This window comes from Enterococcus sp. AZ101 (assembly GCF_050499005.1).
Classification (GTDB): Bacteria; Bacillota; Bacilli; order Lactobacillales; family Enterococcaceae; genus Enterococcus_L; species Enterococcus_L ureilyticus.
In genome coordinates, this window is record NZ_JBMHEZ010000003.1 from 256,330 (window position 1) to 279,963 (window position 23,634).

At 38.0% G+C, this 23,634-nt stretch carries 17 protein-coding genes and 2 other annotated features; of the genes, 3 read left to right on the forward strand and 14 right to left on the reverse strand.

Annotation, left to right across the window (positions count from 1 at the left end):
* Position 1 precedes the first annotated feature (1 nt).
* The 9 genes from trpD to IGJ50_RS15160 form a co-directional block, all read right to left on the reverse strand.
* A complete protein-coding gene (gene trpD / locus IGJ50_RS15120; RefSeq protein WP_069639189.1) occupies positions 2 to 1,015 on the reverse strand; it encodes an anthranilate phosphoribosyltransferase in 1,014 nt (337 codons plus the stop codon).
* 1 nt (position 1,016) lies between these two features.
* Positions 1,017 to 1,592: an anthranilate synthase component II gene (locus IGJ50_RS15125; protein WP_429951201.1), complete on the reverse strand. Its 576-nt coding sequence runs from the start codon at positions 1,590 to 1,592 to the stop codon at positions 1,017 to 1,019.
* Positions 1,589 to 2,953, reverse strand: coding sequence for an anthranilate synthase component I (trpE, locus tag IGJ50_RS15130; RefSeq protein ID WP_429951203.1), 1,365 nt, complete (start codon positions 2,951 to 2,953; stop codon positions 1,589 to 1,591). Before trpE ends, IGJ50_RS15125 begins: the two co-directional genes overlap by 4 nt.
* A 944-nt stretch (positions 2,954 to 3,897) precedes the next feature.
* Positions 3,898 to 4,125 (reverse strand) — a binding site (T-box leader).
* 70 nt (positions 4,126 to 4,195) lie between these two features.
* Positions 4,196 to 5,431 (reverse strand): peptidase T, encoded by a 1,236-nt coding sequence (pepT, locus tag IGJ50_RS15135; RefSeq protein WP_429951205.1) that lies wholly within the window; start codon positions 5,429 to 5,431, stop codon positions 4,196 to 4,198.
* Positions 5,432 to 5,435: 4 nt separating this feature from the next.
* Positions 5,436 to 7,082 carry a peptide ABC transporter substrate-binding protein gene (locus tag IGJ50_RS15140; protein ID WP_069639231.1) on the reverse strand — a complete coding sequence of 549 codons (1,647 nt, stop codon included), beginning with the start codon at positions 7,080 to 7,082 and terminating at the stop codon, positions 5,436 to 5,438.
* Between the two features lie 306 nt (positions 7,083 to 7,388).
* Positions 7,389 to 7,623 (reverse strand) — a binding site (T-box leader).
* 155 nt (positions 7,624 to 7,778) lie between these two features.
* On the reverse strand, positions 7,779 to 8,738 hold the full coding sequence (locus IGJ50_RS15145; protein WP_069639185.1) for a siderophore ABC transporter substrate-binding protein: 960 nt from the start codon (positions 8,736 to 8,738) through the stop codon (positions 7,779 to 7,781).
* Between the two features lie 56 nt (positions 8,739 to 8,794).
* A complete protein-coding gene (locus IGJ50_RS15150; protein ID WP_069639184.1) occupies positions 8,795 to 9,553 on the reverse strand; it encodes an ABC transporter ATP-binding protein in 759 nt (252 codons plus the stop codon).
* Positions 9,550 to 10,518 carry an iron chelate uptake ABC transporter family permease subunit gene (locus IGJ50_RS15155; protein WP_207120195.1) on the reverse strand — a complete coding sequence of 323 codons (969 nt, stop codon included), beginning with the start codon at positions 10,516 to 10,518 and terminating at the stop codon, positions 9,550 to 9,552. The genes IGJ50_RS15150 and IGJ50_RS15155 overlap by 4 nt, the downstream gene beginning before the upstream one ends.
* Positions 10,515 to 11,462: an ABC transporter permease gene (locus IGJ50_RS15160; protein WP_207120196.1), complete on the reverse strand. Its 948-nt coding sequence runs from the start codon at positions 11,460 to 11,462 to the stop codon at positions 10,515 to 10,517. Before IGJ50_RS15160 ends, IGJ50_RS15155 begins: the two co-directional genes overlap by 4 nt.
* A gap of 262 nt (positions 11,463 to 11,724) precedes the next feature.
* Here IGJ50_RS15160 and IGJ50_RS15165 point away from each other — a divergent pair, with 262 nt between their 5' ends.
* Positions 11,725 to 12,174: a YueI family protein gene (locus IGJ50_RS15165; protein WP_429951209.1), complete on the forward strand. Its 450-nt coding sequence runs from the start codon at positions 11,725 to 11,727 to the stop codon at positions 12,172 to 12,174.
* Between the two features lie 93 nt (positions 12,175 to 12,267).
* On the opposite strand, the gene gshAB is transcribed toward IGJ50_RS15165, so the two are convergent.
* A complete protein-coding gene (gene gshAB / locus IGJ50_RS15170; RefSeq protein ID WP_429951211.1) occupies positions 12,268 to 14,535 on the reverse strand; it encodes a bifunctional glutamate--cysteine ligase/glutathione synthetase in 2,268 nt (755 codons plus the stop codon).
* Between the two features lie 226 nt (positions 14,536 to 14,761).
* Here gshAB and IGJ50_RS15175 point away from each other — a divergent pair, with 226 nt between their 5' ends.
* Complete coding sequence (locus IGJ50_RS15175; RefSeq protein WP_207120202.1) at positions 14,762 to 15,256, forward strand: cysteine hydrolase family protein; 495 nt, start codon at positions 14,762 to 14,764, stop codon at positions 15,254 to 15,256.
* 198 nt (positions 15,257 to 15,454) lie between these two features.
* Positions 15,455 to 16,333 carry a YitT family protein gene (locus IGJ50_RS15180; RefSeq protein WP_069639178.1) on the forward strand — a complete coding sequence of 293 codons (879 nt, stop codon included), beginning with the start codon at positions 15,455 to 15,457 and terminating at the stop codon, positions 16,331 to 16,333.
* An 805-nt stretch (positions 16,334 to 17,138) separates the two neighbouring features.
* Here the strand turns inward: IGJ50_RS15180 and ftsY are convergent.
* The 4 genes from ftsY to rnc are packed head-to-tail and all read right to left on the reverse strand — an operon-like array spanning position 17,139 to position 23,524.
* Positions 17,139 to 18,374: a signal recognition particle-docking protein FtsY gene (gene ftsY / locus IGJ50_RS15185; RefSeq protein WP_429951214.1), complete on the reverse strand. Its 1,236-nt coding sequence runs from the start codon at positions 18,372 to 18,374 to the stop codon at positions 17,139 to 17,141.
* The gene (locus IGJ50_RS15190; RefSeq protein ID WP_429951216.1) at positions 18,375 to 19,202 is read right to left on the reverse strand and encodes a Cof-type HAD-IIB family hydrolase; all 828 of its coding nucleotides are present in this window, start codon (positions 19,200 to 19,202) and stop codon (positions 18,375 to 18,377) included.
* Positions 19,203 to 19,229: 27 nt separating this feature from the next.
* Entirely contained in the window at positions 19,230 to 22,808 is a 3,579-nt protein-coding gene (gene smc / locus IGJ50_RS15195) for a chromosome segregation protein SMC (RefSeq protein ID WP_429951218.1), read from the reverse strand.
* 23 nt (positions 22,809 to 22,831) lie between these two features.
* Positions 22,832 to 23,524: a ribonuclease III gene (gene rnc / locus IGJ50_RS15200; protein WP_069639174.1), complete on the reverse strand. Its 693-nt coding sequence runs from the start codon at positions 23,522 to 23,524 to the stop codon at positions 22,832 to 22,834.
* Positions 23,525 to 23,634 lie beyond the last annotated feature (110 nt).

A 23,634-nucleotide genomic window follows, 5' to 3' on the forward strand; every position in this document is an offset into this window, starting at 1 on the left:
TTTACGCAACCTCCTTTTGTACTTGGATCAACTGTTCTAATTTAGCCATAGCCGCGCCACTTGCTACACATTCTTTCGCTAAGCTGATGCCAGCTTGAATCGTTGTCACCTTGCCATTACTGAAAAATCCTAAGCCTGCATTCAATAGCACTGTATCCAAATAAGGACTGGCTTGATTCTTTAAAATAGATAATAATATTTCTGTATTTTGTTTGGCATTACCACCCCGAATCGACTCTAGAGGAAGTCGAGCGAAGCCAAATTCTTCTGGTTCGATTGTATGCATCGTGATTTGTTTATCTTGTAATAAGGCAAAATGGGTCGTTCCAGCTAGGGATGCTTCGTCTAAGCCACCTGCTCCGTTGACGACTACTGCACGGCTTCGCCCCAATTCACTCAACGTTTTTGCCGTTTCTGCTAATAAATCTCGGCGATATGTCCCCATTAATTGTGAGTCTAGTGAGACAGGATTTGTTAATGGCCCAATCAAATTTAAAACGGTTGGGGTGCCTAATTCTTTACGGACTTTCATGACATATTTCATTTTCGGATGCAGATGAGGAGCAAATAGAAAGGCCAATCCTACTTCCTCCAATAGGAGACTTGTTCTCTCTGGTGAAAGATTGATATTTACACCTAAGCATTCAAAAATATCCGCACTGCCTGATTTACTGGATATACTTCGGTTGCCGTGTTTAGCGACTGTTACTCCGCCTGAAGCGAGTACAAAAGCCGCTGTTGTACTAATATTGAAACTACCCGATCGGTCGCCACCAGTCCCACAGTTATCCATTACATTGTCTTTTTGACAATCGATCAGCACGGCTTTTCGCCGAATCGTATCAGCAATTCCTGCCATTTCTTCAGCCGTTTCTCCTTTGCATTTTAGAGCGGTTAAAAAAGCTGCAAGTTGACTATCCGTTAATTGACCTTCAAACATTTTTTCAGCTATTCGCTCTGCTTCTATACGATTCAAGTGTTGATTATTATAGACTTTCTCAAATAATTCATTCATATCACTTTACCTCCGTTTGTTGGATAAAATTTTTGATGATTACGGCTCCACTTGGTGTTCCAATCGATTCTGGATGAAACTGAAGGCCAAAAATTGGATATTCCCGATGCTCGATTGCCATGATTTCCTGATCATCAGCAGCAGTTGCGGTAATCCGGAAATCTTCTGGTAATGTTTCTTGCTCAATGATCAGCGAGTGATAACGCATAACAAGATTTCCGGAGTCAACTCCTTTAAATAGCTGATTATTTTGATGAATCTTAATCAGTGATTGCTTGCCATGCCGGATCTCTTTAGCCCTGCTGACCTTTGCCCCGAATACTTCACCAATCGTTTGGTGGCCTAAACAAATGCCTAGTATAGGTTTCTTTTGATAAAATTGTTTGATTACTTCTTTTACCTGACCGGTTTCTTTTGGTGTTCCAGGACCGGGTGATATAACGATTGCTGATGCTTGTTTAGCTAAGGAAAAAATAGTCTCTGAATCATTTCGAACAATTTTTATTTCACGTTCAACGCCGAGTAATTGAGCAAGATTATATGTAAATGAATCATAATTATCGATCAATAAGATCATTTTCCCACCTCCAAAAGTGCTTTTGCTTTTTGTAACGTTTCTTCGTATTCTTTCGTAGGGTCAGAATCATAAACGACGCCTGCACCTGCTTGGACATACGCTTTATTTTTGTGAATCACCATTGTCCGAATCGCAATAGCGAAGTCTGCTTGATCATCTTTTGATAAATACCCCACCGCACCCGCGTAGATAGTTCGTTTGACTGGTTCGATTTCATAAATACGTTTCATTGCCTGGATTTTTGGTGCGCCGCTCACTGTTCCAGCAGGCAGAGTGGCTTTTAACGCATCCATTGCTGTCAATCCTGTTTTTAGCTTTCCAGTTACGACTGAAACTAAATGCATGACATACCGATACTTCTCAACAATCATATAAACCGGCACTTCAATCGAGCCGATTTCGCTGACTTTCCCCACATCATTGCGGCCAAGATCGATCAACATTAAATGCTCTGCACGCTCCTTTTCATCTGTGAGCAATTCTTTTTCTAAAAGTAAATCTGCTTCCATTGTTTGGCCTCGTTTACGAGTTCCTGCAATGGGATTTGTTGTGACGATTTGATTTTTCACACTTACTAAGCTTTCTGGTGAAGAACCGATCACATAGGTTTCACCAAAATCTAGAAAATACAGATAGGTTGACGGATTAGTGACACGTAACCGGCGATAATAATCAAATGGCTCTTCTTCAAAATCAGCTGTTAAACGTTGTGAGGGGACCATTTGAAATAGATCGCCTTGCTTGATATACTCTTTTACTTTGACAACGACTTCTTCAAAGCTCGCTTTAGTAAAGTTACTTTGGTAATCCATGTTTTTTAAGTGGATTTCTTTTTGTTCTTCTTTACTTGGTGTTTGGAGTTCTTTTATTTTTTGGTTGAGTGCTTCTTCTAGTAATCGTGCGCTTCGATTTGAATAAGTATCTGCCTCAACTAACATGATTTTTTCGCCAACATGATCAAAAATTAAGTAAGAGTCAAATAAGTAGAAATGAATATCTGGTACATTCAGCTCGTCAAATGGCATTTTTCCTAAGTCTTCATAACAGGCGATCACATCATACCCAACATACCCGATCGCGCCACCTTGAAAGGGAAGCTCATTTAGATAGGTTTCTTTTTTCAAAATATATGTTTCGATTTCTTTTAATGGATCTTCTACGGTCCTCGTTTGCCCATCGATCGTTAATTGATGGCCGTAGCATGTAATGGTAGAAACAGCATCCCAAGCAATGATCGAGTAACGTCCTTTGCTTTTATCCCGGGGAATGCTTTCTAATAGGCATTTATTACTTCCTTGGATTCTTAAAAATGCAGATATTGCAGTTAGATAGTCTGCTTGGATCTCTTTGATCAATTGCATATGCTTTCCTCTTTTCTTTTTTGATGATTGGGAATGTTGCTTGTCTTTTAGTTTATTTTGGATAGTTTAACTATTTTGATGATTCTCTCTTAATGAGACTTCGCTCACTTTGCGCGCCTTGTACTGTTCATCATCTACTCTGGCGAAGCCACTTTTAATCCTTCCATTTTTAGTGTTTTAGCTGTTAAACTTATTGAGATCACTTCACTTTGGGTGTTTCTCTCGTAATGAGACTTCGCTCACTTTGCGCGCCTTGTACTGTTCATCATCTACTCTGGCGAAGCCACTTTTAATCCTTCCATTTTTAGTGTTTTAGCTGTTAAACTTATTGAGATCACTTCACTTTGGGTGATTCTTTCATAATGAGACTTCGCTCACTTCGTTCGCCTTGTACTGTTCATCATCTACTCTGGCGAAGCCACTTTTAATCCTTCCATTTTTAGTGTTTTAGCTGTTAAACTTATTGAGATCACTTCACTTTGGGTGATTCTTTCATAATGAGACTTCGCTCACTTCGTTCGCCAAGTACTGTTCATCATCTACTCTGGCGAAGCCAGTCGTAGTGATTCACAGCAAAAAGCCCTCACAAAAACAGATAGTAATCTGCTTTTGTGAGGGCGAATAATAGTATCCACGGTACCACCTCATTGAAAAGTTTATTTCTTTTTATAACCTTCAATAACTTAACGTTACACGTTTCAACGTGAATGTCTTGTCATCATTAGGATCATGTTTCGCTATTGATCATTTGAGATCAGAGCGTTTAGTGATTCCTAGTAAGGTTACTTCTCTCTTTGTACAACACCTTGTATTGTTCATCATCCGTTCTGGTAAGGCCAATCACTGTCCTTCAATTCTTAGAGCTTTAGCTCTTAGAAATTGATGCAATCAAAACGTAGTGTAGATGAACAACAAAAGCCCCCAAACCACACAAATAGCTGTAGTTTGAGGGCGAAACATTCACGGTGCCACCTCAAGTTTGAAAGAAATTCTTTCCTCTTGTCAGTCGTCAATCAACGACCTTACTCTATAACGGGAGTTCCCGAAAATGCCTACTGTAATTCAACATTTCGCTCGAAAGTCCATTCACAACCCATTCCTTACTGATTCGCAGTCCCATCAGCTCTCTGAAAAGTTCCAGTGTTGTTACTCCTCTTTCTCAAAGCTTTGCTATTGAGGATAATCATATTAGAAAACTCTAATTTTGTCAACTATTTTTTATATAGAATTTTAACCATCTATTCAAAAAGTTGGTTTATTAGCGTTTTCTTTAATAATTTCGACAATTGTTTTGGCAGCCAATTCCATTGCTTCTAGCGTGATAAACTCATATTGTCCATGAAAATTTTCGCCACCAGTAAATAAATTAGGGGTTGGGATGCCCTTAAATGAAATTTTTGAGCCATCTGTTCCACCTCGAAAAGGTTGAATATCTGGCTTGATGCCAAGATTTGCCATTGCTTTAGTAGCAAGTTCTACGGGTGTCATATCCTTTTCAATGATTTCTCCCATATTATAATATTGATCCAAAAAATCAATTGTAATTCGTTTTTTGTCGAGTGAATCATTTAATTCATGGACGATCTTAGCAAGTTGTTGCTTTCTTTTTTGGAAAAGTTCCTTGTTATGATCGCGAATGATATACGTCAATTCAGCTTGATCTAAACTTCCAATAAATTTTGTTAGTAAATAAAAACCTTCATAACCACGTGTTCTCTCAGGAACTTCCGCTTGTGGTAATTGTGCATCGATGCTTTCACCCAATTTGATGGCATTGACCATTGTCCCATAGGCTGTTCCTGGGTGAACACTGGTCCCTTCGATCGTGATTACAGCTTGCGCTGCATTGAACGTTTCGTATTCAAAGCAGCCTACTCTGCCACTATCTACTGTATAGGCAAATTGGGCAGGGAAATTCGCTGCATCAAAACGATCTGCACCACGACCAATTTCTTCATCAGGCCCAAAAGCAAGCAACACTTTCCCATGTGGTATTTCAGGATGTGCCAGTAGATACTCAACTGCCTCTAAAATTTCGACGATTCCCGCTTTATCATCTGCTCCTAATAAGGTCGTTCCATCTGTTGTAATCAACATTTGACCGACATAATCCTTTAGATTAGGAAACTCTTCTGTCTTCATGATGATTCCAGCTTTTTCATTCAGCACAACATCTTGCCCATCATAATCAGAAAAAATAGTGGGGCAAATGTTCTCCGCATTATAGTCCGCTGTATCTAAATGAGCAATAAAACCAATCGTAGGAATTTCTTTATCTGTCGTCGCAGGTAAAACCGCCGTCAGAAAGCCATTTTTTTCATTATAAGAGATTTCAGAAAGTCCGATATCTGTTAAATCTTTTTCAATGATTTGCGCAAAATCAACTTGTCCTTGTGTTGTAGGAATGGTCTGACTTGTTGCATCAGACCGTGTATTTACTTTCGCATAACGAACAAACCGTTCTAGTAGTTGACTCATTTCGTTAGTCCTCCAAGTAAGCTGTTCTCAGGTTGAAATAATCACCATATAAATGGTAACTGATTCCTTTGATAGCTGGATTGATCAAATAATTAGATGCACTTTGATAAAGCGGTACTTGAGCCGCATCTTGATCTAGTAAAATATCTTCTGCTTCTTTGTAATCATCAAACTGTTTATTCGGCGTATTCGCATTGATTGTTCGTGCATCGGTAATGAACTTGTCATAGGTATCATTTTTGTATGAACCATAATTATACGCAGAGCTGCCTGCATATAAGTTAAAATAAGAATCTAAATCACTACTGCCAGCAATCCAGCCAGATAATGAAAGTTCATATTCTTTGTCTTTACGCGTTTGTAAGACATTATTTTTTGGCTGTGCATTGATCGTGATTTCTAGCCCTTTTAAGTTCTCTTGTAGTTGACTTTGAATGTATTCAGAGATTTTTTTTCCATTGTCATCATCTGACACCAAGAGTGATAATTTCACTTTATCGCCTAGCTCCGCTTGCGCTTTTTCCCATTCTGCTTGTGCTTTTTTCACATCATATGTTAGATGATCTCCGCTGAATTTTCTGAAATCCTCAGAGGTTTCAGGATTTTTGTATAAGTTACTTGGGATCAGACCATTCAATGGTTTTGAGCCATCATTTAAAACACTTTTTGTCAAAGCATCCTTATCGATTGCTTGTGCGATTGCTTTTCGTAAATGGATATTAGCTGGTGCTGTGCCTGCTTTTTTATTGAAATCTAAATAGTGATTTGCTACATCTGAATGTGTGACATATCCTGCGTCATCACTGTATTGCTGCACATATTGACCGCTGATACGAACCAAGTCTAATTCATTTGATTGGTATAAATTGATTCCTGTATTTTCTTCTTTGATCGTATTAACTTTAACTTCTTCTAGCTTGACTGTATCTGCATCGTAATACTCTGGGTTCTTTTTCAATGTCCAGGTATCAGACGAAGCATCCCAATCTGTTAAAATAAACGGCCCGCTATAAATTAAATGATCACTATCTGTAGCATACTCTTTCCCTTGCTTCTCAACATATGCTTGATTTTGTGGGGCTAACCAGCCGATTGAAGCAACTACTAAAAAGGATGGTTGGGCTTGTTCTAATGTCACCTCAAACTCTTGATCACTTGGTGCAGCAAGACCTATTTCGTCTATTGGTTTTTCACCATTTCGGATTGCTTTGCTATTTTTCACATTATCCAATAAATAAGCATTTGGACCAATCGTTGCTGGTGTCACTAATTTTTTCCATGAATAAAGAAAATCTTGTGCAGTGATTGGTTCACCATTACTCCATTTGATATCGTCTTTCAGCGTAAATTTATACGTTAAACCATCTTCACTAACCGCTACTTTTTCTGCTAAACCTGGAATTGGAGTACTATCATCATCAAAACGATACAGTCCTTCAAACAAATGTTGCACGATCGTAAACGTATTTTTATCCATAGTTTGTGTTGTATCTAGCGTTGAAAGTGGTGTAGGTGAACTGATTTCGATTTTTTGATTTTTAGCAATTGTCCCTGCTTCGCTTTTAGTTGTTTCTTTTTGGTCGTTGCCCCCGCATGCTGTGAGTAATAATCCCGTTAATACTGCACTTACAACTAGTAATTTTTTCTTCATTTTGTTTCCCCCTTCAGAATCTGTATACATCAACTACTCCTACCTTTTTGTGAATGTTGAAAATCAAATGGCCTCTCTCTTGAAGTCATGCTCTACAAATTATCATAGTCATAACACTTGGTGATTCCTAGTTTGGAAGCTTCTCTCCCTTTGCACGCCTTGTATTGTTCATCATCTACTCTGGCTGAGCCAGTCGTAGTGATTACTAGTTAGGTTACTTCTCTCCCTCTGGTCGCCAAGTATTGTTCATCATCTACTCTGGCTGAGCCAGTCGTAGTGATTCACAACAAAAAACTCTCATCCTATAAAAAGGACGAGAGTTTTAAACTTTCGCGGTACCACCTTCGATTGACTTTATAAAAAGTCCACTCTATCAACACAAGCATGCTGAGGCGCTATAACAGGCGCACCTGAATTGATCTTAACTTGTTCGATCAATTTGTTCAAAGGCCATTTTCTTTCCCATATTCACTGTCTCTTCCCACCAAACGAGACTCTCTTTGAGCTATCTGAAAAATACTTTCCTCATCTTCACATTTAATTTTAATAGATAATGTATTATAAGGATTGTAGCATACCAAGGGAAGAAGCGTCAATATAGGTTGAGAAATTTCCAAAAAAATACCTGGCTATCCCTTCAATACCAACATTTCTAACATGCTAGATGATTCAGGGGAACCAGATACTTTATTCATTTTATTTTAGTGCTTTTTGTACATCTTCAATCATTAGATGAGTAGATTCTAATCCACCACCACTTAGGTACCAAACATCTGGTTGTAATGTAATCACTTTGCCATTTTTACCAGCATTTGTTTGTTTAACCAATTCATTATTTTCTACATTATCATTGGTATCATCGCCACCGATTGCTTTGGTACGGTCAACGACAAACAAGATATCCGGATTTTTTTCTAGAACATATTCATATGAAACACTTTGTCCATGGGTAGAAGCTTCAATGGCATCATCTGCTTGTTTAAAGCCAAAAGTATCATGAACAATGCCAAAACGAGAACCCGTTCCATAAGCTGAAAGCTGACCTTCATTTACTAAAACAACTAAAGCTTTATCATTGCTTGCTTCTGCTTTTTCTTTAACATCTGCAATTTCTTTTTCTAAATCAGTGATTTTTGTCTTCGCTTCGTCTTTTTTATCAAAAATTTCAGCTAACGTTTCGATGTTTTTCTTTGTAGAATTCCATGTGTCTTTTGCATCTACTGATAAATAAATCGTTGGGGCAATTTTGCTCAATTTATCTTGGAAATCTTGCTGACGACCAGAGATGATGATCATATCTGGTTTAAGTTCATTGATTTTTTCCAAATCTGGCTCTTTGATTCCGCCAGCTGATTCGACTTTTTTATAATCTGATAGATAATCAGGTAAGTTTTTCGTTGGCGCTCCAACTACAGTATCCCCTACACCCAAAGCATCCATTGTATCTAATGAACCGTTATCGAAAACAACGACTTTTTTAGGATTTTTAGGAACTTCGATAGAACCATTTGAATCGTTGACTGTAATTGTTGTCGCTTCTGCACTTGATTCTTTTGAGCCAGATTCATCTGTTTTTTTATCATTGTTGCCACATGCACCCAAAGTAAGTAGTGCAACCATTGAGACTGTTGCTAACGCTAAAAATTTCTTTTTCATTTTGTTTCCTCCAGTTTGATTAGTGTATTTAAATTTTGCTATCTTATTCAGCTTTTCTAGTTAAAATACATACAGAATCTTTTTCCTTCAATTTCACAAATCCGGATATTCATATCGTAAAGTTTATTCAATACCTCAGATTGGATAATGTCATCGGTACTACCGTGTGTGAATAAGCGGCCGTCTTTCATGGCAACGATCTCATCTGCATAGCTCGCTGCAAAATTGATATCATGCAACACGATGATCACTGTTTTGCCAAACTCATCCACCAAACGGCGCAAGGTCTGCATCATTTGGACCGCAAAGTTCATATCCAAATTATTCAACGGCTCATCTAGTAAAATATAATCTGTATCCTGCGCCAAAACCATGGCAATATATACTCGTTGCAATTGTCCGCCAGACAATGTATCGATCAATTCATCTGCCAAATCCAGCAATCCAAGATTTTCCATCGCTTCTTCGACTTTTTCATGATCTTCTTTTTTTAAACGACCTTTACTATAGGGGAAGCGGCCAAAATTAACTAATTCTCTGACCGTGATTTTTAAATTGATTCCATTTGTTTGTTTTAAAATCGATAGTTTCTTTGATAGTTCGCTTTGTTTCCAAGTCTTTACTTCGTTATGGTCTAAATAAATCTCACCAGTATCTTTAGGAATCAAGCGACTCATCATTGAAAGCAGCGTACTTTTACCCGCTCCATTTGGCCCAATAAAAGCGGTCAATTTTTGCTCTGTAATTGGCAACTGAACTTCTGAAACAACAATCTTTTCACCATATCTTTTTGATACATTTTTGATTTCGATCATCTGCGCTGCTTCCTTTCACTAATAATTTTCCCAACAAAATAAACACCACCGCCAAACTCGATCACAATACTTAAAGTCGTGTTTAATTGGAAGACTTGTTCGACCATAAATTGTCCAAAAACCAACAAAATTATCGACAGCAAACTACCACCTAAAAATAACTCACGATGCCTAAAAGTACCCATCAACTGATAGCTCATATTTGCAACGATAAACCCTAAGAACGTTACAGGTCCTACTAAAGCTGTAGATAAGCCGATCAGTCCACTAATCACAGTCAATAACACAAATTGAAATCTAGGAACATTGATCCCTAAACTAGTTGCTTGCTCATTTCCTAAATGTAAAACGTCCAAAGCATGACTTTTCACCCACAAAAAACCAACTAAAAAGGTGATCAAAATACCAGCAATCAACAAATGCTGACTATTCACATTCCCAAAACTGGCAAATAATTTTCCTTGCAGCAAATCATACTCATTCGGATCCATTACCACTTGTAAGAACGTACTGATACTATTGAAAAAAGTACCTAAAATAATGCCGATCATCAGTAATAAGAATAAATCGTTCCCGCCCTTTTTTAATAAAAAGCGCGATAACAAAATACTTGCACCTACCATTAGCAAAACATTTAATAGGAACGTAGCGATTGTTTCATTCCCTAAAAGTTGTTGTCCGCCTAAAAAGAAAAATAATAAGGTCTGAATAAAAATATACAAAGAATCTAGTCCTAAGATATTCGGGGTCAAAAAATGGTTTTGAGTCATCGTTTGAAAACTGATTGTCGAAAATGTTGCAGCAACTCCAACAAAGACAAAAGCCAGTAACTTTTTCCCTCTAAGTTCTAACGCGAAATCCCAATTACCATATGTCTTGTAGGATAGGTACAACGCACACACGGCAATCACCGCAACTAGTAATAAAAGGATTTTCACTGTTGATGATTGGAAGAATTTTTTCATGCTGTTTTCCTCCTCATCAATAATGCAATAAAGATAAAGCTGCCTAATACACCGACAACTACGCTGACAGGTACTTCATAAGGCGCAATCACCACTCTGGCTAAAACATCGCATGCTAGCAAAAAGATACTCCCACCAACAGCTGTGATCCCAAGTGTATTTTTCATATGATCGCCATAGCGCATGGAGACCAAATTAGGAACAATTACGCCTAAAAACGGAATATTCCCAACCATGATCAGCACAACGGCACTGGACAACGCAACAATTCCTAAACCAAACAATTGAATCTGTTGATAATTTAAGCCCAGATTCGTCGCCATGTCTTCGCCCATCCCAACTACGGTAAAGCGGTAAGCAAAAAGATAGGTGATGATCAATAGAGGAATCGTTAGATAAAGTAGTTCGTAATTGCCTTTCATCACTGTAGAAAAATTCCCCTGCAGCCAAGAAGACATATTTTGAACTAATTGAAATTGATACGCAAAAAATGTCGCCACTGAACCGATAATATTACCAAACATCACACCGATCAATGGAATCATGACTTGATTTTTTACAGGTAAAAAGCGTGTTAAATAAATAAAAGCTAACGTTCCACCAAAAGCAAACAGAAATGCGACAAACGAACGAAACAATAATGGTGCTGTAGGGAAAAAAATCATTACGACTAAAATTCCTAATCTTGCACTATCCATCGTACCTGCTGTGCTTGGCGAAACAAATTTATTCTGTGTTAAATGTTGCATGATCAATCCAGAGATACTGATTGTACTTCCAGCGATCACCAAACTGATTGTCCGAGGTATCCTCGTTGTGAACAATACTAATTGTTGCTGTGAATCCCATTGAAACAACTGTGTCAGGGAAATATCTTTCACTCCGACAAAAATCGATGCTACAATCAAAAGGAGTAAGAGAACAAATAGGCCTATTTTTTTCATATACTTGCTCCGTTTTTCTACTTGCTAGAATGACATGATCCTGACTAGAGCTATCACAGAACGAGTCTGATCAGCTTTTCTAATTGAGAATGATTTTCATTCTTACTTATTAGTCTATGCGAAAATCGTAAGAAAAGCAATACTTTTTTAGCTTTTCTCTATGCTCGATTGTTGTTTAAATTCCGTTCTTATAAGCGGTTTCTCTTAATTCTGTGCTATAATCTGAGGTAAGACTATTGAATGGAAGCAGGTTAGATAATGAATGGCACAAGATGACTTACAGAAACATTTAGATAATGCGATGTATGGCACCCCGCTACTAAAACCAGAGGAACAACGCAAGTATATGGGTACTTTTCGTGAAAGATGTTACTTGACTATGACAATCGAACAGATGAAAGATACAGCCAATAGAACAAATTTCTTAAAAGAGTTAACTCAACATCCTGATGCAACGGTTCTTTTAAATGGTGCAATGGACATTACTTTGCAGTCTGCTTATATTAAACTGATCAATGAACGACACCTAAAATTCACAGTGGTCAATGATTTCGTTGAAAATACGCCAGATGCTTTAGGTTTAGTTTTGACCGCAAAAGAAGCAGTAAACGTGGAAACCATCGACATTGAACAAAAATTTCCTAAACAATCTATATCACCCGAACAACCAGACAAACCTAAGAAGGGGTTTTGGCATAAGTTATTTCATTGAAACGGTATGAAAAAGTCAGGCTCTTCGGTAATTTACTAAAAACCACACAATGCGCTTTCCGCATTGTGTGGTTTTTAGTCCAATTACTCGAGTCTAAAATACTTCTGGATACAGCATTTTCAGTACATCCATCGTTAAATGGCGACCTTTACCCGAATGTGGATAAGCATGCATATGCATTGCTGGGTTGAAGTTTGCTTCTATGATGCCATATGTTCGGCTATGCTTCGTTCCCTTGATCGATTTATCCGGCACGATCAAGTCGATGCCACAGATTTTGGCGCCTAAGGCTTGGACTGCTTCAATGGCAATTTGCTTGTAACTTTCATCAAAATCATCTGTCACATCGATGGAATCGCCACCCGTGCTGACATTAGAGTTTTCTCTTAGATACACAATTTGATCTTTTTCTGGAACAGATGTTGTTAATAAATTTTGTTCTTTTAACATCAAACGCTCAACGTCACCTAACTGAATCAATTCTAATGGTGAACGGTGATGGGTTCCTCTCAATGGGTCGAGATTTTTTTCGGCTACCAATGCTTCCACAGAGCGGATACCATCTCCCACCACATTGGCTGGTACGCGCAACATGATCGCCCGCACTTGATCATCTAAAACAAAGAATCGATATTCCGTCCCTGGCAAGAACTCTTCAATTAAGACAGCTGAATCTTCTTTAAACGCTAACTGCAAGGCTTCAGTATAATCAGCTAATGAAGCACCCTCTTTGAAAATGGTGATTCCTATACCATAATTTGTCGTTTTTGGTTTGATCACAAATGCTTTTTCCGAATATTTTACATAGGCCTGTTCGGCCATTTCCAGCGTATCAAATTCATCGCCAGCAGGAACTGTAAAGCCAGCTTCTGCTAAAACTTTTTTCGTCACTGTCTTATTCTCCATGATCAATGGGACAACATAATTATCTTTACTGGTCATATTAGCATTTTTGACATATTCGATATGCTCATTATGTTTGAGTTTCAAAAATTGTTCTGGTTCATCAAGGATTTCAACCTCGACACCCTTTTGAATGATATCAAATAAAAATAGTTGCGTAGATAGCTCCATGTTTCTAAAGCCAGCCAATTGATACGGGCGTTCAAATGCCATCCCTTGAAATTCTTTCCCGAAAATAATCCCCAATTCATGATTGGAGTTACTTTCAATGATCGTCCACATTTTTCCGGCAATCGTTAAATCAGGTGTTCGCAACTGTGCTCGATGAACTTCTAATGATTTTTTAGCTCTAAATAATCCTAAAGACTCGATCATTTCATCCATTTCAGCAAAAATCCGATCCCCTTCTGCCAATAATTTCACTTGGGCAAACGGATGACCTAAAGCGACTTGCTCATTCAAGAAATCTCCTGTCGCTACCCAATCATTGGGCGCTTCCTTTTCATCAGTCCACAACAAATACAACATAAACAGATGGATAAATTCTAGAGATTCTTCATCAACACCTAGTGGGGCAAACGGATTTAAATCTAAGTTTCGTAATTCAATGTAACGAACACCCGTTTTAGGTAGATCAGCCATTTGCTTGCCGCCGCGTAATCGAACCGCTGAATAAAATTCTTTTTCTTCTGATAATATGCCATTTTCAACCATCCGATGAATATCTTTGATGTAATGTTGTAAAGATTCATAAGATACTTTGACATTTTCATTATTTTTGTAACCAAATGCACTGTTACGTAAACTTCTAACCGGCTCTTTCGGTCGTTCTTCACGTTCAGTAAAGTAACCCGGCTCACTCACAGGAGAAGCGCCAAATAGATACGTGATCAGCCAACGGTAACGTAAATAGTTACGTGAGACTTTCATATATAAAATATTTTTGAATTCTTCGATCGTTTTATACTCTGTTTGCGCTGAAAAAAGCTGCTGAACTAATTCGATATCGTATTCAAAATTAAAATGAATTCCGCTGACCATTTGCTTGCGTTTCCCATATTCTCTTGCTAAATAACGACGATACAAAATCCCATCATACTGCTCGAGTTTGGCGATTTTTATCTCTTCATCTTTTAGTGGTAATTTTGGCGGCATACTTAGGGGCCAAAGCATCTCATGTTTATTCATCGAACGAAACGCTACATCATGAATTGCTGCGAGATAACGCATCATTTCATGGATTGAATTTGCCACAGGTGTGATCAATTCCATTTGCGTTTCACTAAAATCGGTTTGAATATATGGATGATATGTTCGATTCCCTAAAACCGTTGGGTGGTCTGTCATTGCTAATTGACCATCAAATGTCGTACGTTGACTTTCTTTTTCTAATCCAAAGCGCGCTGCCATGATATAGGGGCGTGCATTTTTTTGCTGTAACAACTCTTTAAATTTCATACTGTCGCCTTTCTTCCCTGTTATTATGCTATTACTCATCATTATATAGAAAAAGAGAAGCAAAAAAAATATTTTAGCTTAAATTTTGTCAAAAAGGAAATAAATTTACTACTTTGGACAAAGATAAGCCTTATTTATTTTGTATCCTCTACTATCTATTCTTTCAAGATCCGTGACTTCCATGTATACTAAAAAGAAAAAATAATTTTAATCAGAGAGGTATCTAATGACGAATCAAGCCTTAATCATCATCGATCTTCAAATCGGACTAGAAAGTTTTGGCACTGGCTTATTTCAGCGTGATAAGGTTTTAGTTGGCGTGAACCAACGAATCAGCGAGTACCGAAAACAGCAGTTACCAATTATCTTTATCCAACACGAGGATGAAGACTTGGTGATCAATAGTCAAAGTTGGCAGTTATTCGACCAACTAGACGCTAGAGCCGAAGACTTCTATATTGGTAAAACCCATGCAAATTCCTTTTTCCACACACCATTAAAAGAACTGTTGGATCAACTGAGTATCACCCAACTTGAATTTTGCGGTGCTCAAACAGAATATTGTGTGGACACAACAATCCGTATGGCACATGGTTTAGGCTATACATGTTTCATGAAGCGTGGTCTAAGCACTACCCTGGATAATGATTTATTAGATGCTAAAACAATTATTAGGCATCATGAACAGTTATGGGACCAACGTTTTCTAACGTTTATTTGATTCAATACCCCTTGTTTTCTATCTCTCTCTAATAGTACCATATTCTGGAAACAAAAAATTAAAATTATCTCATGATATCTTCTAGTCATTCGTGATAGTATAACTAGGGGATATTTGTTGCATTTTATTAATTTCGTTCTTATTTTCTATTCAAAGAGGAAATATCCCGTATTCTATGGAAATGGAGGAAGGTTTTACATGAAATTTACGAAAAGACAAATCCAAGATACATTATACGTAACAATTGGTTCTTTTATTTTAGCAGTATCGATCAATTCAATTTTACTACCAAATAAAATCGTAGCTGGTGGTGCCAATGGAATTAGTGTAGTAATCAATTATCTGTTTGGGATCAATCCAGCGTTAGTTTTGTATGCAATTAACTTGCCCTTATTACTGCTTTGCTTTTTGCTCCTTGGAAAGGAAGTTGGGATCAAAACAATTTATGGTAGTTTGATTTATCCTTTTTTTGTGGGAATTACAACGCATTTACCTGTGCTTACTCATAATATTTTTCTTGCAACAATCTTTGGTGGTCTTTTAACCGGGATTGGGTTAGGACTAGAATTTAGAGGAAACGCGTCAACTGGCGGAACGGCGATTATCTCTCAAATCGTTAATAAATATTTTAAAATTTCCCTAGGCGTGTCGATTTTGTTTGTGGACGGTATCGTGATTTTATCTGCCCTATTTGTTTTCAATACTGATACAGTTCTCTTCTCTCTGATTTGCTTATACCTTATTGGACGTGTGGTGGATATGGTCCAAGTCGGTTTTGTTCGTTCTAAGAATGTTCTGATCATTTCACCAAAATATGCAGAAATCAAAGAAAAAATCTTAGTTGATATGGATAAAGGGTTAACGATGATACCGATTGAAGGCGGTTATCAAAAAAATCCAAGTATGTTGATGATGACTGTCATCAGTGAAAAAGACTTTGCTAAAATCAAAGAAAATGTCATGGCAATCGATGAAGAAGCCTTTATTGTTTCGATGAATGCGAGTGAGGTCTTTGGTCGAGGGTTTAGCTTGAAGAAAATCGCAGAGGATTACGGGATTGAAACGAATAATTTGTGATAGAGCGGTAAAATAAAGCCCTTAGCTCTCATGAAAAATGCTTTGTGTAGCTAGATCAAGAGAATCGGAATGAAACAGTTTGCCACTTAGCAATCCAAAGGACCAATTTTTCCATTCCATTATGTACGAAATTCATTTTTCATGTTATAATTAACTTGCAGAAAAAAAGCATGTGGTACACTAACCCCCTGAAGAGTGTGAGTCTTCAAGGGTTTTTCGTGGGCTAATGCCGCCATATTTTGTTTTACTTCTTTTTAGTATTTAGCCAATACTCAAATACAGAGCTCAATATTCCTACAAGAAGCGGGCAAAAAAATGCTAAAAGCATGGGTACACCTCCTTTCAGTCGCAGGACTGGCGGATAGGCGACATATTAAAATACGCTTTTTTGCTCTTACTGCATTATTCTCATTTTAGGTGGAGATATTGCTAGTCAATCAGATTTTTATACTATAAAAAAATAAGCATACTAAGATCATTCTGTTTTTCTAATGATCTTAGTGTGTTTATTTAATCGTTGATTACTACTTTATTAGCTCTCTTGATTCTCACAATTCAAGCTTATCACCTCACCATTATCGATCAAATACTCCACGCTTGCCTCACCCCAAAAACAAAGTAAATCAAAAATTTCTCCCCATTATTCACTACATTCACTTAAATTATATTCTACTTTTGGCGAAATTTAGTTGGTGGCAGTTCAGCAATTTGGATGGACAGCGAACATAGTGCCAACGTTATTTTAACGAATAAAAAAACTTTTGGCTGGCTACTTTGTAGTCACTCAAAAGTTTTTTCTATTTCTTTAATCTTCGACTTTTAGTAATCCTTTGAACAAGCCAATCGCAAAATCATTGGCATCAAACCTTTCCAAATCATCAATACCTTCCCCAAGTCCGACTAATTTCACTGGTAAATGCAACTCATTACGAATCGCCAGGACGATTCCACCTTTGGCTGTACCATCTAATTTTGTTAGTACTAAGCCTGTGACATCCGTTGTTTCTTTAAATTGTTTTGCTTGTGACATTGCGTTTTGCCCAGTTGTGGCATCTACTACAAGCAGGACTTCATGAGGTGCATCTGGCAGTTCTCGCTGAATTATACGTTTGATTTTTTCAAGTTCATTCATCAAATTGACTTTATTTTGCAAACGTCCTGCTGTATCAACAAGTAAGATATCTGCATTCTCCGCTTTGGCACGTTCTACTGCATCAAAAACAACTGCTGCTGGATCACCGCCAGCATTGCCTCGAACAACTTCTACCCCAGCACGTTCACCCCAGACGACTAATTGATCGATAGCCCCTGCTCGAAAGGTATCAGCTGCTGCCAATAGGACTTTTTTACCATCTTGTTTGTATTCGTGGGCAAGTTTACCGATACTAGTCGTTTTACCAACACCATTTACACCGACAAATAACATCACAGTCAATCCGTTTTCTTGGATATTCAACGCATTATTTTCTTCAATGCCTTCAGCTTCGTAGAGGTCAACCATTTTTTCAATGATCGTATTTTGCACAGCAGCAGGTTTCTTCACATTACGCAATTTTACTTCTTGACGGAGCGATTCTGTAATTTTTATTGCTGTATCAAAACCAACGTCAGCACCAATCAACGTTTCTTCTAATTCTTCAAAAAAGTCTTCATCAACTGAACGGAAGTTGGCAAATAATTCATTTAAACGTTCACCAAAGGTTTTGCGAGTTTTCTCCAGCCCTTTTTCATATTTCTCTTGTACGATGATTTCTTCTGCTTGTTCCTCCATAATTTCAGGATCAACACGTTCTTCTGCATGTATCACAGGGGTCACCGTGGTCAAAGGATCACTTTCCGTTTCTAAATTGGTTTTTGGTTCTTCTTCATTTTCAAAAGAATCCTCTTGTGTTTGTTCTGTCATTTCTTGTTCGACTGGTTGCGTTTCTGAAACTTTATCTTCTACCTCAGCTTCTGTCTGCGTTTCATCTATTTCGATTTCAGCTGGCTGCGTTTCTTTTTCGTTCATGAAAGCTTTTTTTATTTTATCGAAAAATCCCATTTAATTCCCTCCTTTCAATGGTTCTAAAACAAATTTTTCAACGGCTTGTGCGACACCGTCATTGTCGTTTGTGTCTGTGATCACGTCTGCCAAATCTTTCACTCGAGAAACAGCATTTTCCATCGCGATCCCCAGACCTGCATATTCGATCATTGGTAAATCATTTTCTTCATCACCGAGCGTCATGATTTCTTCTTGTTTAATGCCTAAATCTCTTGCTAATAGAGAAATACCGTAAGCTTTTGTGATTCCTTTTGGCATAAATTCAAGTAAATTACTTCTCGTTTTGATGATTTCATATCGATCGTAAAATGGACGCGGTATTTTTTTGATTTGCTCATCTAAATACGTTTGATCTACTGCAATAACAGCTTTATTATAGATTCTGTCAGCGGTCAATTGCGCTAATTCGTAAGACTCATATGTCAGTAATTTATTTAACTGGCTATACAACGATTCATGATCCTTTGTCGTTGGCAACTGTAATACAAGCCCATCAGATAAAATATCCAATGGTACGTTCAATGATTTAGCCAACTCAAACAAATCATGGATATTTTCTACAGGCATAGACGCTTTTTCGATGATTTCACCTGTATCATTTTTTTGAACCAAACCACCATTGAAGGTGATACTGTAGTCCCCATTGTCACGCAAATTCAAAGCGTCCAAATAAATACCGATTGCCGCTAATGGTCGACCTGTACAAATAACGATTTTAACACCTGCAGCTTTTGCTTGCGCTAAGGCTTCTTTGTTTCTTGCAGATATTTCCTTATTACTATTTAATAACGTGCCATCTAAATCGATAGCGATCAATTTAATCAACCTGTCTTGTCCTCCAATCCTATACAACTAGCTTTCAGCGACGATTGCGCCGCCTTCTTTGACTTCTTCCAAACGAACAGAAACGATTTTCGAAACACCTGATTCCTGCATCGTTACTCCATACAACACATCTGCGGCTTCCATAGTCCCTTTACGGTGTGTCACCACAATAAATTGTGTATTATCTTCAAACTCACTCAAATAATGACCAAAACGAGAAACGTTCGCATCATCTAAAGCGGCTTCGACTTCATCCAAGACGCAAAAAGGTACTGGTCTAACACGGATGATCGAGAACAATAAGGCAATCGCCGTTAATGCTCGCTCACCTCCAGAAAGTAAGCTTAGATTTTGTAATTTTTTACCTGGAGGTTGTGCTTCGATTTCGACCCCAGTATTCAATAAATCTTCTGGATTCGTTAAAATCAATTCTGCCCGACCGCCGCCAAACATATTTGGAAATACGACGTTAAACTGTGCTCTAATTGCTTCAAAAACCTCACTAAACCGCGCTTTAACTTCTTCATCCATTTCGCCCATCGTTTCAAATAATTGCTCTTTGGCATCTAATAAGTCATCACGCTGCGTCACTAAAAACTCATGTCGTTCATTGACTTGTTCATACTGTTCGATTGCGTTAAGATTGACGGGGCCTAAACGTTCGATATCACGTTTCAAGCGTTTCACTTCGATTTTTGCCTGTTCTTTGTCGATTGTCAATTCGTAGTCCTCACTTGCACGCTCAAAGGTCAAACTGTACTCTTCTTGCAAATATTGTAACGAATTGTCTAATTTGATTTCTGAACGGTTTTTTTCGACTTCGATTTTTGTTTGCTCTGTTAATAAATGTTGCTGCTGTTTATTTTCTTCTGCTAAGCCGACATCGATTTGGTCGACTTGTGCTTGTAATTGCTGACGAGCAGTTTTCGCTTCTTGAATACTCGTTTGGAGTTGCTCTTTTTTCTCAGCTAATTGTTCTAATTGAACCGCTAAACTTTCTTCTGTCACTTGATGATCGGTTGAATTGTCATTCAATTGTTGTAACTGCTGTCGTAAAGCAGTCTCTCTAGCTAAAAATTCATCTAGTTGGACTTGCTTTTCTGCTGCTTGTTCCGTTAGGTGAGCTAGTTGTTCTGTTACAACGGCTTGATCGGCTTGCACTTGATTGAACCGTTCAAACGCTTCTGCCCGTAATGTTTCCATTTGGCTGGCTTCTTGATCGACTTGTTTCATTTCCTGATCCAAACGATTTTTCGTTTGATTTAGCTCTTGCTGTTGCTCTGTTAATTCGGCTTTTCTTGTTTGATACTCAGTTAAAAATTGATGTAATTCTCGCGCTTCAAATTCAAACAAGCGTTGTTCCTTCGTTAAACGAGTGATCGTTTCTTCTTGATTCGCTAATTTATTTTGCAGCTCTTGTTGCTTCAAGCGGCTCGTTTCACCTGTTGAACGCAATTGCTCAAGTTTTTCATTTAATTCTTTGACTTCCTCTGTCAGCTGTTGTACTTCTTTTTCGGTAACCGTCAATTGTTTTTCGACCCGCTCCATTTGTTCAGTCAATGTTTGGAGTTCTTGGGTTTGTGAAAATAAGCTGCCTTGGTTGCCTCGCTTGTTGGCACCACCCGTCATCGAACCACCTGAGTTCATGACATCACCCTCTAAAGAAACAACACGATATTGATAATTCACAGCTTTTGCTAGTTGATTGGCGCTCTCTAAACTTTCCGCTAACAAGGTTACACCTAAGAGGTTTTGGATCACATTGCTGACTTCATCTGAAAAATGAACTAATTCGCTAGCGACTCCTAAATATCCAGAAATAGTACTGATACGATCGCGCACCGCACTACTCACGTTTCTGGGCTTGATCGTCGTCAATGGCAAGAACGTTGCCCGACCGCTATGTTGTTGTTTTAGGAACGTAATACCTGCTCGACCATCTTTTTCGGTCTCCACGACTACATGTTGTGCAGCTCCGCCTAAAGCTGTCTCAATCGCTACTGTATACTCTTTGGGAACATCGATTAATTCCGCAACTGCACCGACGATTCCAGTCAATTGTTCTTTGTGTTTTAAGATTGAACGAACACCTTGATAAAAGCCAGAGTAGTTTTCTTGGATTTCTTGTAAGCTTTTTTGACGTGCTTTTGCTTGTTGAACTTGGTTCATCGCTTGGTACATTTGCTTTTGTTTGGTCGCTAATTGTCCTTGTTTTTGATCTAGTTGCTGTTTGAATTGGGTATATTGTTCTCTTTGCTCTATTAAAGATTGTTCTGATTCAAAGACATTTGCTTCTAGTTGTTCTTTTTCGATTAAGGCATCCGTCATTTGTTTTTCTAGTGCTTCATGCTTTTGAATAGACTGTTGATTTTTAGCTGTTTCTTGTTGATATTGTCGCTCTAAGTACTTTAAGTCATTGCTCGTATTGGCTTGTTCTTGCATGACCTCAACGTATTGGCTACGTAGTTCTTCTAATAATTCTTTAGAAGATTTACTATATTTTTCAACTTCTAGTTCTGAGGATTTGATTGCTTCAACTAATGATTCACGTTGCGCTTTTTTCTCAGTGACCTTTGCTTGTAAGTCTTGCACTTCTTCACGATATCGAGTGATTTTCTCAGCATTCTCTGTTAATGATTGCTGATATTCACTAGTTGTTTGCATCGTGTGTTTTGAACGTTCAACTAAGACGTTTTTTTGTCCTTCAGTTTGTTTTAACGCTTCGGTGATTTGTAATAATTGCTGCTGTTGTGTCTCGATCTGCTCATCTAATTTATTGCGTTTACCGCGTAGTTGGAATAGCTCATCTTCTGAATCACGTATTTTCTTGCTTGCCACCTGCAATTTTTCTTCGATTGCTACAAGTTCGGTCGCTTTTATCTCCCAGACTTCTTTGGCTGTTTCGATTTCTGTGACGGTCAAGCTAACATCGATTTCAGTCAAGCTCTCTTTAAGCTTCAAAAACTCCTTGGCTGCTTCGCTTTGTGCAGCTAGAGGAGTCAGTTGATCTTCTAATTCATAGATGATATCTTGCACACGACTTAAATTATCTTCTGTTTCAAACAGTTTTTGTTCTGCTTTTTTCTTTCGTTGTTTGTATTTCAACACACCTGCTGCTTCTTCAAAAATCCCGCGACGGTCTTCTGGTTTACTATTAAAAATCGCTTCGACTTTCCCTTGAGAAATGATCGAAAACGATTCTTTACCCAAACCAGAATCCATAAATAAATCGTGGATATCTTTCAAGCGACAAGCTTGTTTATTGATATAAAAATCACTTTCACCTGTTCGACGATAGCGACGTGTCACGCTGATTTCAGTAAAATCTAACGGTAAAAAATGATCACTATTATCTAAGACAACCGTTACTTCGGCAATATTCAACGCTTTACGACCTTCAGAGCCCGCAAAAATAATATCCGGCATCTTACCTCCGCGAAGGCTTTTAGCTGACTGCTCACCTAAAACCCAGCGAATCGCTTCGGTGATATTACTTTTTCCACTGCCATTTGGTCCGACAACAGCCGTCACGCCATTTTCAAACTCTATTACGGTTCGATCCGCAAAGGATTTAAATCCCGCGATCTCAATTCGTTTTAAATACACGAATAAAACGGCTCCTTCCAAGCTTACTCAGGATTCTTTTTCAGCGCTCGTTCAGCGGCATCCTGTTCTGCTAATTTCTTTGATTTCCCCTGACCTGTTCCAATCATTTTTTCGTTAACAAAGACTTCTACAAAAAAGATCCGATCATGAGCGGGGCCTTCTTCATTGACTAAACGATAGTCAATATGGACGTCTCCTTGTCGTTGTAATACTTCTTGTAAATGTGTTTTGTGATCCATCTCATGTGAAAAAGCACCGGCATCGATTTTTGGAAAAATGACTTCTGCAATGAATTTTTTGACTGCATCCACTTTTTGATCTAAGAATAAAGCACCTAAAAATGCTTCGAATAAATCACACAGTAACGCTGGTCTAGTACGTCCGCCTGAATTTTCTTCTCCTTTTCCTAGGAGAATATATTGGTCAAAATGACATTCTTTCGCAAATTTGGATAAACTATCTTCTCGAACGATCGCCGCCCGCATCTTCGTCAGCTTGCCTTCCGGCATTTCTGGGAATTGTTTATACAGATATTGAGAAACCAATAATTCTAAAACGGCATCTCCTAAAAATTCTAATCGTTCATTGTCAGATAGCTTTAAGTATCGATGCTCATTCACATAGGATGAATGGGTAAAAGCTTGTTCTAATAGGTTGACATCATGGAATACAATGCCGTAACGTTCTTTTAATTCGGTAGTTAACTGATTGTCCATTTGCTACATTCCTTTAAGTTTATTTACAACCTTCTCCATTATACTTTTTTTTACGGGATTTTTAAATGGTTAGGGCAGAATTGACTTAAAATGACTGCCTGTTTCAACAT